This is a genomic window from Mesorhizobium sp. P2_D5 (assembly GCF_056404355.1).
In genome coordinates this window covers 448,124-462,187 of sequence record NZ_JBFUEE010000001.1, presented here as the reverse complement: position 1 = coordinate 462,187, position 14,064 = coordinate 448,124, and the positions used below count along the sequence as shown (strand labels likewise).

At 63.5% G+C, this 14,064-nt stretch carries 12 protein-coding genes; 8 read left to right on the top strand and 4 right to left on the bottom strand.

Features of this window, described 5'->3' with window-relative positions:
- Positions 1 to 197: 197 nt before the first annotated feature.
- Positions 198 to 2,126 carry an adenylate/guanylate cyclase domain-containing protein gene (locus AC1DYW_RS02200; RefSeq protein ID WP_477225560.1) on the bottom strand — a complete coding sequence of 643 codons (1,929 nt, stop codon included), beginning with the start codon at positions 2,124 to 2,126 and terminating at the stop codon, positions 198 to 200.
- A gap of 345 nt (positions 2,127 to 2,471) precedes the next feature.
- Positions 2,472 to 2,684: a hypothetical protein gene (locus AC1DYW_RS02195; protein WP_095084346.1), complete on the bottom strand. Its 213-nt coding sequence runs from the start codon at positions 2,682 to 2,684 to the stop codon at positions 2,472 to 2,474.
- Positions 2,685 to 2,879: 195 nt separating this feature from the next.
- Between AC1DYW_RS02195 and AC1DYW_RS02190 the strand changes: the two genes are divergently transcribed.
- Positions 2,880 to 3,638, top strand: coding sequence for an SDR family NAD(P)-dependent oxidoreductase (locus tag AC1DYW_RS02190; RefSeq protein ID WP_477225559.1), 759 nt, complete (start codon positions 2,880 to 2,882; stop codon positions 3,636 to 3,638).
- A 675-nt stretch (positions 3,639 to 4,313) separates the two neighbouring features.
- Here AC1DYW_RS02190 and AC1DYW_RS02185 read toward each other — a convergent pair.
- On the bottom strand, positions 4,314 to 5,024 hold the full coding sequence (locus AC1DYW_RS02185; RefSeq protein ID WP_477224969.1) for a GntR family transcriptional regulator: 711 nt from the start codon (positions 5,022 to 5,024) through the stop codon (positions 4,314 to 4,316).
- Positions 5,025 to 5,253: 229 nt separating this feature from the next.
- Between AC1DYW_RS02185 and AC1DYW_RS02180 the strand changes: the two genes are divergently transcribed.
- The 7 genes from AC1DYW_RS02180 to AC1DYW_RS02150 all read left to right on the top strand — a co-directional run bounded on the left by AC1DYW_RS02180 (position 5,254) and on the right by AC1DYW_RS02150 (position 13,619).
- Positions 5,254 to 6,294, top strand: a complete 1,041-nt coding sequence (locus AC1DYW_RS02180; protein WP_477224968.1) for an ABC transporter substrate-binding protein — start codon at positions 5,254 to 5,256, stop codon at positions 6,292 to 6,294.
- Positions 6,295 to 6,375: 81 nt separating this feature from the next.
- Positions 6,376 to 7,458, top strand: a complete 1,083-nt coding sequence (locus AC1DYW_RS02175; RefSeq protein WP_477225558.1) for an ABC transporter ATP-binding protein — start codon at positions 6,376 to 6,378, stop codon at positions 7,456 to 7,458.
- Positions 7,458 to 8,369, top strand: a complete 912-nt coding sequence (locus tag AC1DYW_RS02170) for an ABC transporter permease (RefSeq protein ID WP_457151104.1) — start codon at positions 7,458 to 7,460, stop codon at positions 8,367 to 8,369. Before AC1DYW_RS02175 ends, AC1DYW_RS02170 begins: the two co-directional genes overlap by 1 nt.
- Positions 8,366 to 9,166 (top strand): ABC transporter permease, encoded by an 801-nt coding sequence (locus AC1DYW_RS02165; protein WP_457151103.1) that lies wholly within the window; start codon positions 8,366 to 8,368, stop codon positions 9,164 to 9,166. The genes AC1DYW_RS02170 and AC1DYW_RS02165 overlap by 4 nt, the downstream gene beginning before the upstream one ends.
- A 29-nt stretch (positions 9,167 to 9,195) precedes the next feature.
- The gene (ggt, locus tag AC1DYW_RS02160) at positions 9,196 to 10,782 is read left to right on the top strand and encodes a gamma-glutamyltransferase (RefSeq protein WP_477224967.1); all 1,587 of its coding nucleotides are present in this window, start codon (positions 9,196 to 9,198) and stop codon (positions 10,780 to 10,782) included.
- Positions 10,783 to 11,109: 327 nt separating this feature from the next.
- Positions 11,110 to 12,636 (top strand): acyl--CoA ligase, encoded by a 1,527-nt coding sequence (locus tag AC1DYW_RS02155; RefSeq protein ID WP_477224966.1) that lies wholly within the window; start codon positions 11,110 to 11,112, stop codon positions 12,634 to 12,636.
- Positions 12,637 to 12,638: 2 nt separating this feature from the next.
- Positions 12,639 to 13,619, top strand: coding sequence for a 2-dehydropantoate 2-reductase (locus AC1DYW_RS02150; RefSeq protein WP_477224965.1), 981 nt, complete (start codon positions 12,639 to 12,641; stop codon positions 13,617 to 13,619).
- Positions 13,620 to 13,803: 184 nt separating this feature from the next.
- Here AC1DYW_RS02150 and AC1DYW_RS02145 read toward each other — a convergent pair whose 3' ends face one another.
- Positions 13,804 to 14,058 (bottom strand): DUF1127 domain-containing protein, encoded by a 255-nt coding sequence (locus tag AC1DYW_RS02145; RefSeq protein WP_457151099.1) that lies wholly within the window; start codon positions 14,056 to 14,058, stop codon positions 13,804 to 13,806.
- Positions 14,059 to 14,064 lie beyond the last annotated feature (6 nt).

Here is a 14,064-nt window from a genome sequence, read left to right as displayed (position 1 = left end):
CGACCAACGGCGAAAATCGTCCGCTTGGGGTCGAGAGCTGAATGGCTGCTTTTGCTAACTGGATGCTCGAAAGCTGCCGATCTGCTTGCGGCTCAATTCCGGACATAGCCGCCACTGGCCAGACTTCACTTGCCGAGCCGGCTTTCACTGTAGGGATGCTCATTTCACCGGGCGGTCAGCGCTCAAGCCGAGCTGTTCTATGGCTGCCCGAGAGGCTGCGCCTCCCCCGTCTCGCATTCCGGTAGTCGCACTGGTTTGGCGAGCTTTGCCAGCCCGTCGGGCTTGGCGCAAAGCGGGAAGCCGGCGAGCGGCATTGTCTCGATGAAACGACCGCGTTCCCTCTTGCTCGAGCTGAATTCATTGACCAGGCCCTCGATGGTCAGGTCCGGATACCGTTTGAGGGTTTCCCTGACTGAAGCATCCGCCTCATCGGTTCGACCCAGTGCCGCGAGGGAGCTGCTACGCACCACCCAATCCCCTTTGCCGTAGTTATCGGGCGTCTTGCGCTCCAGCATCTTCGCGGCGTCCTCATAGCGGCCAGCCATAAAATAGGCCGTGGAGTAGAAACTAGTTGCCCACATCGGGTAATTCGGGTCGAGCCGTATAACTTGGTCGACCAACTGAGCGCCGCGTTCGGGTTCGTCGAAGCCTGCCGCGTAGCCGGAATAGAATGTCAGGATTTCGGCCGAACCCGGAGCGAGGCGGAGGGCCGTGTCCATCTCGACCTTGGCGCGGGAGTTGTCGCCCTTTTCTTTGAGGCTCATGCCAAAAACGGCGTGCGCCTCGGCGTCGCTCGGATCGAGCCGCACCGCGCGTTCGGCTACATCGGCAGCCGCCTTGATCTCACTCTCGGGATTGATACCGAAGCCAGCCAATATGTTATGAGCATGGTAAAGTTCCACCCAGGCGCGGGCGAACCCGGGGTCCAGCGCGACAGCGAGGTTGAGCAGCCTGATAGCCTCCTCCTCATCCGCTACGGTAATCTTTTCAATCCTTTCGGTTCCGAGCAGATAGTAATCATAGACAGTCAAGTTGTCCGGCCGTTTACGCTTCGCTGCAGCCCGCCCCGCTCCCTGAATCAGCCCCACGCCGTTGCCGAGACGGTTGGTGACTTGCTCTGCAATCTCGGTCTGGACGGCGAACACGTCCTCAGCGGGCCGGTCCCAACGATCCGACCAAAGATGGTTGCCGGTTTGTGCATCGATCAACTGCGCGGTAACCCGCACCCGCCCATTTTGCCGCTGGATAGAGCCTTCCAGCACGAAGCCGACATGGAGCGCACTTGCGACCTGGCGGGCATCCACCGGCTTGCCTTTGTAAACTTCCGTCGAATTCCGGGCCACGACCTCAAGTTCGGGAAACCGTGCGAGGTCGGTGATGATATCCTCAGTTAATCCATCGGCCAAACGACCGGTGACCTCGTCGTCGCCATAATTATTGAAGGGCAGCACCGCGACCGACGGCTTGGCCCCCAGTGGCGCGGGCTGAAAGAACCACCAGGTCCCTCCACCCGCCAGAGCCAGCACCACGACGGCCGCCGCAGCCGTCCTGGTCCAGCGCGGCATCGCCTTGCGTAAGGTCCAACGCACCCGCTTGCCATCGAGCCTCACCCGGTACATCCGCACGGGGCGGTTGATGTTCTTGACATGCTGCTCGCCAACGAAATCGAGTGGCCAATCAAGCTTGCCCTGCAAATGGTCGTAGGCCGTACCTGACACCATTACTCCGCCCGGTTCGGCAAGCTGCTCTAGGCGAGCGGCGATATTGACGCCGTCGCCATACACATCGCCATCCACCAGCGCCACATCGCCAAGATTTATCCCGATGCGGAACACAATCCGCTCATGCTCCGGCAATCCACCATTGCGAACGGCCACAGCTTTCTGAATTTCGGCTGCGCAGATCACCGCATCGACCACGCTGTCGAAGACGACAAGTGCGCCATCTCCTAACAGCTTGACAATTCGACCCTGGCGCAGAGCGATCGCCTTATCGGTCACATCGGCCCGGATAGCCCTCAGGCGTGCGATGGTGCCAGCTTCGTCGATCTCGATCGCCTTTGAATAGCCGACCATGTCCGCTGCCAGGATCGCCAGCAGTTTCCGGTTCAATGGAGGGACGATCATCACCCGGCCCCGGACCAACAGGGCCAAAATGGTACACCTAATGCTGCGCCCTGACGAGAGGCCCGCCCCGCGGCGCGGACTTTGCGGTGCGTCGGACTCTTTCAACAGAATCGGCGCAAAGCGGTCCGCACTACGCTGGACGCAAGGGGCCGCTGTTTTGCCCAGCCTGAAAGCTGACAGTCGCTTCCGGCCCCATTGAGATGTTCATCGCCTCGGTGCCAAGCGTCGGCTCATGCCGCCAAGCGGGCCTAACACTCCGAGCGGGTGATCTCAGAAACCAACAGGCGCAGCAATGATATAGCGGCGCCCAATTTCCTTTCGGCCGGCGCGTCAGCTGTGTCTCGCCTATTGCCTGCGACGCCTGGTCGACGAGGCAAGATAACCCATCGCCAGCGTCATCACGGCGACCGCGATGCCGGCGCTGATCACGCCTGCCGGCGTTATCCTGGCACTGCCCTGCAAGGTAACATGCTTGCCCAAGCGCAGGTCGAAAACCGACTTAATTTCCTCAGGATGTGAGGGGACCGCGGGCGAAGCTTCTTCCTCGACAACTGACATTTGAGCCTCCGGTTCGAATCTGCCGTTCGCGCAGCGGCCGGCGACTGGTGCGCCAACATTCTGTGCAATGGCCGAGCCTATTAGAACTGATAGGCGCCGAACAACACAGCAGTACCAGTTTCATCTGATCCGGCGCGCCAAATCCATTCATCGACTATGGTGCTTTGATTGCGACCATCGGAGGCTGATTTGACCATGTCCCCTGCCGGCATCAAGCGTGCGCTGATCACCGGGGCCGGTGCGTCCGACGGCATCGGCTTTGCCATTGCCCGGCAGCTCGGCCATGCCGGCCATGCCGTTGTCCTCACTGGCGCCAGCGCGCGTGTGCTCGATCGCGCCGCCGAGCTTCGTGCCGAGGGCATCGATGCCGTTGCCGTAGTCGCCGATCTCACTGTCGCCGCCGATGTCGAGCGGCTGCGGGCAAGCGCCGGCACCATAGACATCCTGGTCAACAATGCCGGCATGGGCTCGCTGGCATCGCCCTCGGCCGACAAGGCGTTCCTCTTCATGACCGAGGCCGACTGGGACCAAGGGATCGACGTCAGCCTGAAGACAGCGTTTCTGGTCACCCGTGCATTTCTGCCGGCGATGGTCGAAGCGGGCTATGGGCGCATCGTCAACGTGGCGTCGGTCACCGGGCCGCTGGTGTCCTTCGAAGGCACCGCCGCTTATTCCGCCGCCAAGGCCGGAATGGTCGGCCTGACCCGCACGCTGGCGCTCGAAGTGGCGAAGAGCGGTATCACCGCCAACGCCGTGGCCCCCGGCTGGATCGAAACGGGGTCGTCGAGCGAGATGGAGCGGACCGCGGCCCTGCATACGCCGCCGGCGCGGGCCGGCCGGCCGGATGAAGTGGCCGCAGCGGTCGTGTTCCTGGCATCGGAAGGCGCCAGCTACGTCAACGGCGCGCTGCTGGTGGTCGATGGCGGCAACAGCCTTCAAGAGCGCAAGGGCTGAAGGGTCAAAGGCGCTTCGCCGGAACGAGGCAGCGTGTCCTTTCGACCGGTTCAGTTAGAATTCGGTGCATAACAACCGATCGATGCCCATTAGTTCTTGCTGATATACCACCCGCGGCGGATAATATCCGTTGGGGCTTTCAGCAGGCGAAATGCTAAATCGGATCGTAGCTTCCACCACGTCGCGCCAATTCAACTTTCTTGTTCCCGATGACGTCACTGACGCTATCGCTGGATATATCGACTCCTCTGCGCCCGGACGCATCATCTCGACCTTTTCGGCAGTTCAGTCAGTGCGAGATAAAGTCCCTGATTGCCAGTTGTCGGACGATCAGCTTGAGCGGTGTGCTGTATTGGCAGCAGTCAACGTAGGCCTAGCGGTCCACTTCGATCGGCGGGGACGCCAGCCGGATCCATATTCGTCGCTAAGCAGGAGCCACTGGCATCTCGTGGCTATTTGGAAAACCAGGACGCGACTGGCTGTCATGCCATTCCAGCGGCCGAATGCAGCCGGGCTCGCCGGCTGTACCCCTCCGCCCGTTATCGTTGGCCGGCCGAGGTTCGGCCGCAGTGCATAGAGCTCAGCCCATGATAGGCGCTGGCCGCTAAGGCGTTCGAACTTCTTCGGGCGTGCCAATGAAAGCCTGCCAGGCGCTTCATCCCGTTAGCCGGCGTGTCAAGACGCCTTGGCGAGGAAACTCTGGTAGTCCGATTTGGCCTGCAGCAGGCGCAGCACGTTGTCGCGGGATCCCCGCACATGGGCGCGCGCCAGTGTGCCGGCCCGGCTGGCATCGCCGGCGCAGATTGCATCGACGATTTCGGCATGCTCGTCGCGGGCGATCTTCCATTCGTCCAGCCACAAGAGCTCGGTCCAGACATAGTGCTGACACTTGTCGAGGATGCCGCACAGCATGCCGTGCAGCATGACATTGCCGCTGATCTGCGCGATGACGCGATGCAGGTCGATGCCGGCCTCGAGCTCCTGGAATTTTTCCCTGGTGGTGCGATCCGGTATGGCGGCCAGCCGCTCGCACTCAGTCAGAATGGCTCGCAGCCGCGCCTTGTCCTGCTCCGTCGCCACGGCCGCGGCCAACTCTGTCGCATGGCCGTCGAGCAGTTCGCGGATCTCGAAGGCCTCGCGGAACATGCTGATGTCGAACTCGGTGACGACATAGCCCTGGCGCGGCCTGCCGGTGACCAGGCCATCGCGCTCGAGGCGGTTGAAGGCCTCGCGCACCGGCGTGCGGCTGACATTCAGCTTTGCGGCGATGTCGCTTTCGGTGACGCGCGAGCCCGGCGGAATCTGGCCGGTCACGATCATCGCCTTGAGCGAGGAATAGACCGAGTCGCGCAGTGTATTTTTGGTTTCCTTGGCCAAGATTCCCATCCCAGTTCTCCGGTCTTTCAGCCGGGACACGCACAGCTGTAGTCGCAGTCGGCGTAATTTGCCACGCCCCAGCGAGGTCGTCTCTTTCCATCTTTGCCCTGCTCGATACGCCTGAATTCGATCGCGCCGGACGGTGTTGACATCACCAATCGCTAAGCTACACTCAAAATTGTATACAAGATAGCATGCGAAATCAAAAACAATGGGAACACCGGTTGGAGAGCCGAAAATGAACATGACCAGAAATGCTAGCGTTGTTGCGGTTGCCGCCCTCATGGCGTCGCTCGCAGCCCCCGCCTTGGCGGGCGATACCATCACCGTCGCCTCATGGGGCGGCACCTACCAGGAGGCGCAGACCAAGGCGTTCTTCAAGCCGACCGCCGATGCGCTCGGCATAACCATCAAGGAAGACACCACCAACGGCCTCGACGACGTGCGGCTGCAGGTCACCGGCAATGCCGTCAAATGGGACATCACCGAGCTTGGCGCCGACGAATGCGCACGCGGCTCGAAGGAAGGCCTGTTCGAAAAACTAGACTACGGCCTCATCGACAAGAGCGGCATCAACCCGAAGCTGGTGCATGACGACTGGGTCGGCATTTCCTACACCTCGGTCGTGCTCATCTACCGGACCGATGTCTTCGGCGACAAGGGCCCGAAGACCTGGGCCGACTTCTGGAACGTCGAGAAGTTTCCGGGACGGCGCGCGCTGAGTGGCAGTCAAGCGACGGAGACGCTGAGCGTGGCGGCACTGGCCGAGGGCATTCCGATCGACAAGGTCTATCCGGTCGATATCGACGGCGCGCTGAAATCCGTCGACAAGATCCGTGGTCATGTCGATGCCTGGTGGACCTCCGGTGCCCAGGCCATGCAGCTGGTCAAGGACGGCGAAGTCGACATGGCGAGCATCTGGAACGGCCGCGCCGGCACCTTGAAGAAGGAAGGCGCGCCGGTCAGCTTCTCGTTCGACCAGGGTGTTCTGACCGCCGACTGCATGGTCATTCCCAAGGGCGCCAAGAACAAGGAAGCCGCCATGAAGGCGCTGGCGATGTTCGTCAGCCCGCAATTGCAGGCCAATCTGCCGCTCTATGTCGACAACGGGCCGGTGAACGAAAAGGCCTTCGAGACCGGCAAGATCCCGCCGGAGAGGATCAAGGACATCAATTCGGCGCCCGAAAACGTCAAGAAGCAGGTGCTGCAGGACGCCGAATTCTGGCGCGACACTCTGGTCGAGGCGACGGAAAAGTTCAACAATCTGGTCCAGCAATAGGCCCTGGCCAGAACCCAAACCACGGCAGGGCGGCGCAACCGCTCGCCCTGCTCTGCCGCCTCAATTCAGGAGACGATGATCTTGTCCATTGCGCCATCCGCGCTGCCGATCAGCATGCGCCGGATCGAGAAACGATTTGGCAGCGTAGCGGTGCTGCGCGACCTCAACCTCGATGTCGAAGCCGGCGAGTTCCTGACGCTGCTGGGGCCTTCCGGATCCGGCAAGACGACGCTGCTGATGATCCTGGCCGGCTTTGTGCGCGCCAATGCCGGCAGCATCAAGGTCGGCGACGACGAGATCATCACCACGCCGCCGCACAGGCGCAACATCGGCATGGTGTTCCAGAATTACGCGCTGTTTCCGCACATGAACGTCTTCCACAACATCGCCTTTCCGCTGAAGCAGCGCGGCGTCGCAAGCACCGAGACGGCAGAGCGCGTCGAGAAGGCGCTGGATCTGGTCAAGCTGCAGGGCCTGGGCGAGCGCCGGGTCAACCAGCTCTCCGGCGGCCAACGCCAGCGCGTGGCGCTGGCGCGCGCCATCGTCTTCGAGCCGCGCATCGTGCTGATGGACGAACCCTTGTCGGCGCTCGACAAGGGCCTGCGCGAACATATGCAGATCGAGCTGCGCAGCCTGCATCGCCGGCTTGGCATGACCACCGTCTATGTCACGCATGACCAGCGCGAAGCCATCACCATGTCGGACCGCATCGCGGTGATGAATGGCGGGCGCATCGAACAGCTCGACAGACCGGAAACCCTCTACGCCACGCCGCAGACGCGGTTTGTAGCCGGCTTCATCGGCGAATCGAACTTCATTCCCGTCGAATGCCGCAATGGTTCGGTCTGGTACGAGGACAGGAGAATCCATACCGCGGCGCCGGCGCCGGCATCGGGCCAACACCTGATGGTGGTGCGGCCGGAAAAGTTGCGGCTGCTGGCAAATGCCGAGCCGCAAAGCGGCGTCAATGTGATCACTGCGACGGTCGGTGACATCATCTACCAGGGCGACAGCTTCGTCTGCTACGCGGCGCTGCGCGACGGCCGCCAGCTGACGCTGCGCGACTATTGCCGCAGCGACGTGCTGGCCAGAATGCCGGCTCCCGGCCAGCCGATCAACCTCGGTCTCGACGCGCAGGACACGATCCTGGTGGCATCAGACTGATGAGCGCGCAATCCGCCTTCCACGCATCTGCCGGCGATCTGAATGCGCAGTCGTTGCGGGCCGACGCCCGGCGCGAGTCGCTGCGGCTGCTGGCGCTGCTGTCGCCAAGCCTGTTCCTGGTCTTTGCCATCATCGTCGTGCCGATCGGCTGGCTGTTCTGGCTGTCGCTGTTCGACGAGGCCGGCGTCCTCAGCACCGCCAATTATGCGCGCTTCTTCGAGCAGGCCTCCTACATCAAGACCTTCGTCACCACCTTCAAGGTCGCCTTCATCGTCACCGGCGCCTGCGTCCTGCTCGGTTATCCCCTGGCCTACATGCTGTCGCAACTGCCGCGCCGGGCAGCCTCGATCTGCCTGATCTTCGTCATCCTGCCGTTCTGGACTTCGGTCCTGGTGCGCACCTATGCCTGGCTGGTGATCCTACAGCGCAAGGGTCTGATCAACAGCTGGCTAATCGACCTCGGCGTCATCAGCCAGCCGCTGTCGCTCGCCAACAATCTGTCGGGTGTCGTCATCGGCATGACGCACATCTTGTTGCCTTTCCTGGTGCTGCCGCTCTACGCCTCGATGAAGACCATAGACGGCGATTGCCTGCGCGCCGGGATGAACCTTGGCGCCGGTCCGGTCGCCACCTTCCGGCAGATCTTCTTTCCGCTGTCGCTGCCCGGGCTTGCCTCGGGCGTGGTCATCGTCTTCGTGCTTTGCCTGGGGTTCTTCGTCACCCCGGCGCTGATGGGCGGCGGCAAGGTGATCATGTGGGCGATGCGCATGGAACAGACCACCAGCCTCTACTCCAACTGGGGAGCCGGAGCGGCCCTCGGCGTGGTGCTGCTGGTGGTCACGCTGGCGCTTCTTGGGCTGTTCCAATGGCTGCTCGGCGCGCGCGCCACTGGCGTATGGAGTTCGCGATGAGCGAGGATATCGGCCTGCCGATCTCGCACCGGCAACGTCTGTGGCTCTACGCCCTCGGCGGCCTCGTGCTGTTGTTCCTGATCGCGCCGTCGATCATCATCGTCATCATGTCGTTTTCGGATTCGACGCTGCTGCAATTCCCGCCGCAGCAATGGTCGCTGCGCTGGTACCAGACCTATTTCCAGTCGCTGGAGTGGCGCGACGCGACGATCGTCTCTGTCAAGGTGGCGATCATGACGACTTTGGTTGCGACGCCGCTCGGCACCGCCGCCGCCTATGCGATCAACCGCGGCACGCTGCGCTTCAACGGCACCATCAACGCGCTGCTGACGGCGTCGCTGATCGTTCCGGTGATCCTGATCGGCATCGGCACTTTCTTCCTCTATGCGCGGATCGGGCTCAACAACACGCTGACCGGCCTGGTCATCGCGCATACGGTGCAGGCCTTGCCGCTGGTGGTGCTGACGGTGCTGTCGGGCTTGCGTTCCTATGACATGAACCAGGAGCGGGTGGCGCGCAGCCTGGGTGCCGGACGGGTCGCCGCGTTCTGGCAGGTGACGATGCCGCAGATCCGCTTCTCGATCGTCTCGGGCGCGCTGTTCGCCTTCATCACCTCCTTCGACGAAGTGGTGGTTTCGCTGTTCATATCGGGCGGCGATACGACGACATTGACGCGCCGCATGTTCAACGCGCTGCGCGACCAGATCGACCCGACGATCGCCGCCATCTCGACCTGTCTGATCGTGCTGTCGGTCGTCCTGTTGTCGGTTGGGCAGATGTTCGGGCGCAGGAATTGATTCAAGTGACCATGGGATATCCAAACAGAATGCGTGATTTCCAGTTTCCCGGCCGCTCGCCGGTCCGTGCGACGGAAGCGGTTGCCGCGACATCGCACCCGCTTTCGACGCTTGCCGCAATCGAGATGCTGCGCTCCGGCGGCAATGCCATGGATGCCGCCGTCTGCGCCGCCGCCGTGCAAGCGGTCGTCGAGCCGCAGTCAACCGGCATCGGTGGTGATTGTTTCGTGCTCTACTGCCCTGCGGGACAAGGCGACGTGCTGGCCTTCAATGGCTCCGGCCGCGCCCCTGCCAAGGCGACGGTCGACTGGTATCTGGAAAAAGGCTTCAACTGCATCCCGCTGCAGGGACCGCACGCGGTCACGGTGCCGGGTGCCGTCGACGCCTGGGCCCGGTTGCTGGAGGACCATGGCCGCAAGGGCCTTGCCGAGGCGCTGGCGCCGGCCATCCACTATGCCGAGAATGGATATGTCGTGCATGACCGCGTCGCCTTCGACTGGGCCGAACCGGAGACCGATCTGTCGGCCGACGAGCATGCCGCGCGCATCTTCCTGCCCGGCGGCAAGGCGCCGAAGGCCGGCGATGTCCACCGGCAACCGGAACTCGCCGCCACGTTGCGGATAATCGCCAAACACGGCCGAGCCGGATTCTACGAAGGCGCAGTTGCCGACGATATCGTGCGCCGGCTCAATGAATTGGGCGGACTGCATTCGACCGAGGATTTCGCAGCGACCAGGGGCGACTATGTGGCGCCGGTCAGCACCTCCTATGGCGGCCACGACATTCACCAGATGCCGCCGAACAATCAGGGGCTGACGGCGCTTTTGATGTTGAACGTGCTGTCGGGTTTCAAGCTCGGCGGGCTCGACCCCAACGGCGCCGAGCGCCTGCATCTGGAGATCGAGGCGGGGCGGCTGGCCTATCGCGACCGCGACCGCTTCGTCGGCGACCAGGATCATGTCCCGGTGCCGGTGGCACAACTCCTGTCCAGCGCCTATGCCGACCGGCTGCGTGCCGAGATCGACCACGAGCGTGCCATGACGCATCTGCCGCGCCTGGACCTGCCAGGCAGCGACACGGTTTACATCTCCATCGTCGACCGCGACCGCAACGCGGTCTCCTTCATCAACTCGACCTATTATTCGTTCGGCAGCGGCGTTGTCGGGCCGAAGACCGGTGTCGTGCTGCAGAACCGTGGCTCGAGCTTCCGCCTCGACCCGGCGCATCCGAATGCCATCGCGCCCGGCAAGCGGCCGATGCATACGATCATGCCCGGCATGGCAACCAGGAATGGCCGCGTGGTGATGCCGTTCGGCGTCATGGGCGGCGGCTACCAGCCGTTCGGACATGTCCATCTGCTGACCAACATGCTCGATTTCGGCATGGACCCGCAGCAAGCGCTGGATGCGCCTCGGGTATTCTACAATGATGATACCGTGGAGGCCGAACGCAACGTGCCCGCCGAAGCAATCGAGGGCCTGCGCCGGCGCGGCCATCGCGTGGCCGAGCCGCATCACCCGCTGGGCGGCGGGCAAGTGGTGCTGATCGACTGGGAGAAGGGAACGCTGACCGGCGCCTCCGATCCGCGCAAGGATGGTTTGGCGCTTGGGTATTGAAGTGATCGATAGAATGGTGGCGTGGTCCGGAGTCGGGCGATTACATCACCGGGTGTTGGCGCAGCCCCTCATTGCCCTGCCGGGCATTTCTCCCCGTATAGTGACGGGGAGAAAGACGCTTTCATCGATGGTTTCGCCAATCGCCAGCGTTGCGAGAAATGCACAGAGGGTGCGGCGCCCTCTTCTCCCCGTCTCTATACGGGGAGAAGGTGCCGGCAGGCGGATGAGGGGCGGCGCTAACGTCGACTATCGGTCCGAGGCGATTTGCCCGATGGCCGGAATCGCCGCTGGACTTTGTAAGCGGTCGCTTGAAACATAGGCGGTGACATGACCCACACTGGAAACGACGCAGAACTTTCCCTCCGTCTTGCCGCAGGCGCCGATGATGCGTCGGCGATTTCGGCGCCCGAGAGAACCACGCTGACGCATCGCGGACTGCGCGAATTGATCGCCGCCACGGCAGCCGCGCTGCATGCGCGCGGTATCGGCCGCGGCGACAGGGTGGCCATCGTGCTGCCGAACGGGCCGGAGATGGCCGCAGCCTTTGTCGCGGTGGCGGCAGCCGCCTCCACGGCGCCGCTCAATCCGGCCTACCGGGCGGACGAGCTCGATTTCTACCTGACCGATATTGGCGCCAACGCGATCCTCGTTGCGCAGGACGAGAGCGGGCCGGCGGTGACCGTGGCCGAACGGCTCGGCATCGGCGTGCTTCGGCTTATCGCTTTGCCTGACGCGCCGGCCGGAAGCTTTGCCATCGAGGGCCCTGCGATCGGGCCGCAAGCCGCGCCTGAGATGGCGCAGGATGGCGACATCGCGCTTTTGCTGCACACCTCCGGTACCACGTCACGACCCAAGCTGGTGCCGCTCAGCCATGCCAATATCGCGGCCTCGGCCGCCCATATCGGCGCCACGCTCGGCCTGACGGCCAATGACCGCTGCCTCAACATCATGCCGCTGTTCCACATTCACGGCCTGATCGCGGCGGTGCTCTCCTCTCTGGCTGCCGGCGGCAGCATTTACTGCACCCCGGGCTTCAACGCGCTGCGCTTCTTCCAGTGGCTGAGCGATGCGCGGCCGAGCTGGTACACGGCGGTGCCGACCATGCACCAGGCGATCCTGCCGCGGGCGGCACGCAATGCCGAGGCGCTGGCGGCAGCGCGTCTGCGCTTCATCCGCTCGTCCTCGGCGTCACTGCCGGCACAAGTGATGGCCGAACTGGAGGCGACCTTCGGCTGCCCGGTGATCGAATCCTACGGGATGACCGAGGCGGCGCACCAGATGGCATCGAACCGGCTGCCGCCAGGCCTCCGCAAGCCAGGCAGCGTCGGCGCCTCCGCCGGACCGGAGGTGGCGGTGATGGCGCCTGACGGGCAGCTGCTCAAGGCCGGCGAAACCGGCGAGATCGTCATTCGCGGACCCAACGTCACGGCAGGCTACGAGAAGAACCCGGACGCCAACGCCACGGCGTTCGCGCATGGCTGGTTCCACACAGGCGACCAGGGCGTGCTCGACGAGGATTTCTATCTGCGCGTCACCGGTCGGCTGAAGGAGATCATCAACCGCGGCGGCGAGAAGATCTCGCCGCTGGAGGTCGATGACGTGTTGATGGACCATCCGGCGGTGGCGCAGGTCGTCACCTTCGCCATGCCGCATGACAAGCTCGGCGAGGAGGTGGCGGCGGCGGTGGTGCTGCGCGAAGGCATGGCCGCCAACGAGAGCGATATCCGCGGCTATGCGGCGACGCGGCTCGCCGACTTCAAGGTGCCGCGCAAGATCCTGATCCTGGACGAGATCCCCAAGGGCGCCACCGGCAAGCTGCAACGGATCGGGCTTGCCGCCAAACTCGGACTTTGACGATGAAGATCACCATCTTCGGCGCCGGCGCGATCGGTGGCTATCTCGCCGCCAAGCTCGCCATGGCCGGCCGGACCGAGCTTTCGATCGTCGCGCGCGGCGCGCATCTCGACGCGATCAAGGCAAATGGGTTGCGCTTGATCGAAGACGGCCAGGAATCGGTGGCTTCTGTTCGGGCCGCGGCCAGAGCAGAAGAGCTTGGCGCCCAGGATTATGTGGTACTGGCGCTGAAGGCCCACTCCCTCACCCCTGCGCTCGATCAGATCGCGCCGCTGCTCGGGCCGGACACCGCCGTCGTCACGATGCAGAACGGCGTGCCGTGGTGGTATTTCCATGACGTCGGGGGGCCGCTGGAAGGCACGCGGTTGAACGCGGTGGACCCCGGCGGCAAGATCTGGGAGCGGATCGGGCCGCAGCGGGTCATCGGCTCGGTCGTCTATCCCGCCGTCGAGGTCGACGCGCCCGGCCTGATCCGCCATGTCGAGGGCAAACGCTTCTCACTTGGCGAACCCTCCGGCGAGCGCAGCGAACGGGTCACGCTTCTGGCCGACGAGATGGTCAAGGCAGGCCTGCAGGTACCGGTCCGCGACGACATCCGCAGCGAAATCTGGGTCAAGCTGTGGGGCAATCTCTCCTTCAACCCGATCTCGGCGCTGACCGGCAGCACGCTGGCGGCGATCGTTGCCGACGAGGCAACCCGAACGCTTGCCCGCACCATGATGCTGGAGGCACAGGCGATCGGCGAAAGTCTCGGCGTGCGTTTTCCCATAGCCGTCGACCGGCGCATCAAGGGCGCCGGCGATGTCGGCGAGCACAAGACCTCGATGCTGCAGGACCTGGAACGCGGCCGGCCGATGGAGATCGACGCGCTGGTCAGCGCGGTGCAGGAACTTGGCCGGCTAACGGACAAGCCGACCCCCACCATCGATACCGTGCTGGCGCTGGTGCGCCGCCTCGGGATTGAACGCGGTTGCTATTCCTGAACCGTCCGGATCGATTGCTGTCAGTCCTTCGCTGCCGGTCAATCATTCGCTGCCGGCTTCAGAAGCCGCGCATAAAAAGCTCGCCGACGATGCCGCGCCGCCCGACAACTGCTGGCCAGCCCAGCCAATGCCGCCAGCATGACGAATGGCATGGCCGCGATCCGGTGCCCTTGCAACCTTCGCGCTAACGTTGCCAGAACGGCTTGGCGAGCTCTGCCTCGACCTGCCGGTCCGTCAGACCGATATCGTCGATCAGATAGGGATTGTCCCTCGCCATTTGCGCAAGCTCCCAGCGAAAGCGGATCCGCTCGCGCCAGGTCCGATCGTGCCAGCTCGCAATAATGCTCTGCAGGGTCGTCAGATGCCGACGCGCCTTTGGCGCCACGGGCGTTCCCGACTGCGCTGTCTTGTGCGGGGCAAATTCAAGAATGTTGGTCATGACAAC

Excerpts from the sequence above, each read along its gene's own strand:
- AC1DYW_RS02195 (WP_095084346.1), bottom strand. The coding sequence starts at position 2,684 with ATGTCAGTTGTCGAGGAAGAAGCTTCGCCCGCGGTCCCCTCACATCCT.
- AC1DYW_RS02150 (WP_477224965.1), top strand. The coding sequence starts at position 12,639 with ATGAAGATCACCATCTTCGGCGCCGGCGCGATCGGTGGCTATCTCGCC.
- AC1DYW_RS02200 (WP_477225560.1), bottom strand. The coding sequence starts at position 2,126 with ATGATCGTCCCTCCATTGAACCGGAAACTGCTGGCGATCCTGGCAGCG.
- AC1DYW_RS02180 (WP_477224968.1), top strand. The coding sequence starts at position 5,254 with ATGAACATGACCAGAAATGCTAGCGTTGTTGCGGTTGCCGCCCTCATG.
- AC1DYW_RS02155 (WP_477224966.1), top strand. The coding sequence starts at position 11,110 with ATGACCCACACTGGAAACGACGCAGAACTTTCCCTCCGTCTTGCCGCA.
- AC1DYW_RS02145 (WP_457151099.1), bottom strand. The coding sequence starts at position 14,058 with ATGACCAACATTCTTGAATTTGCCCCGCACAAGACAGCGCAGTCGGGA.
- AC1DYW_RS02165 (WP_457151103.1), top strand. The coding sequence starts at position 8,366 with ATGAGCGAGGATATCGGCCTGCCGATCTCGCACCGGCAACGTCTGTGG.
- AC1DYW_RS02185 (WP_477224969.1), bottom strand. The coding sequence starts at position 5,024 with ATGGGAATCTTGGCCAAGGAAACCAAAAATACACTGCGCGACTCGGTC.
- AC1DYW_RS02170 (WP_457151104.1), top strand. The coding sequence starts at position 7,458 with ATGAGCGCGCAATCCGCCTTCCACGCATCTGCCGGCGATCTGAATGCG.
- AC1DYW_RS02190 (WP_477225559.1), top strand. The coding sequence starts at position 2,880 with ATGTCCCCTGCCGGCATCAAGCGTGCGCTGATCACCGGGGCCGGTGCG.
- ggt (WP_477224967.1), top strand. The coding sequence starts at position 9,196 with ATGCGTGATTTCCAGTTTCCCGGCCGCTCGCCGGTCCGTGCGACGGAA.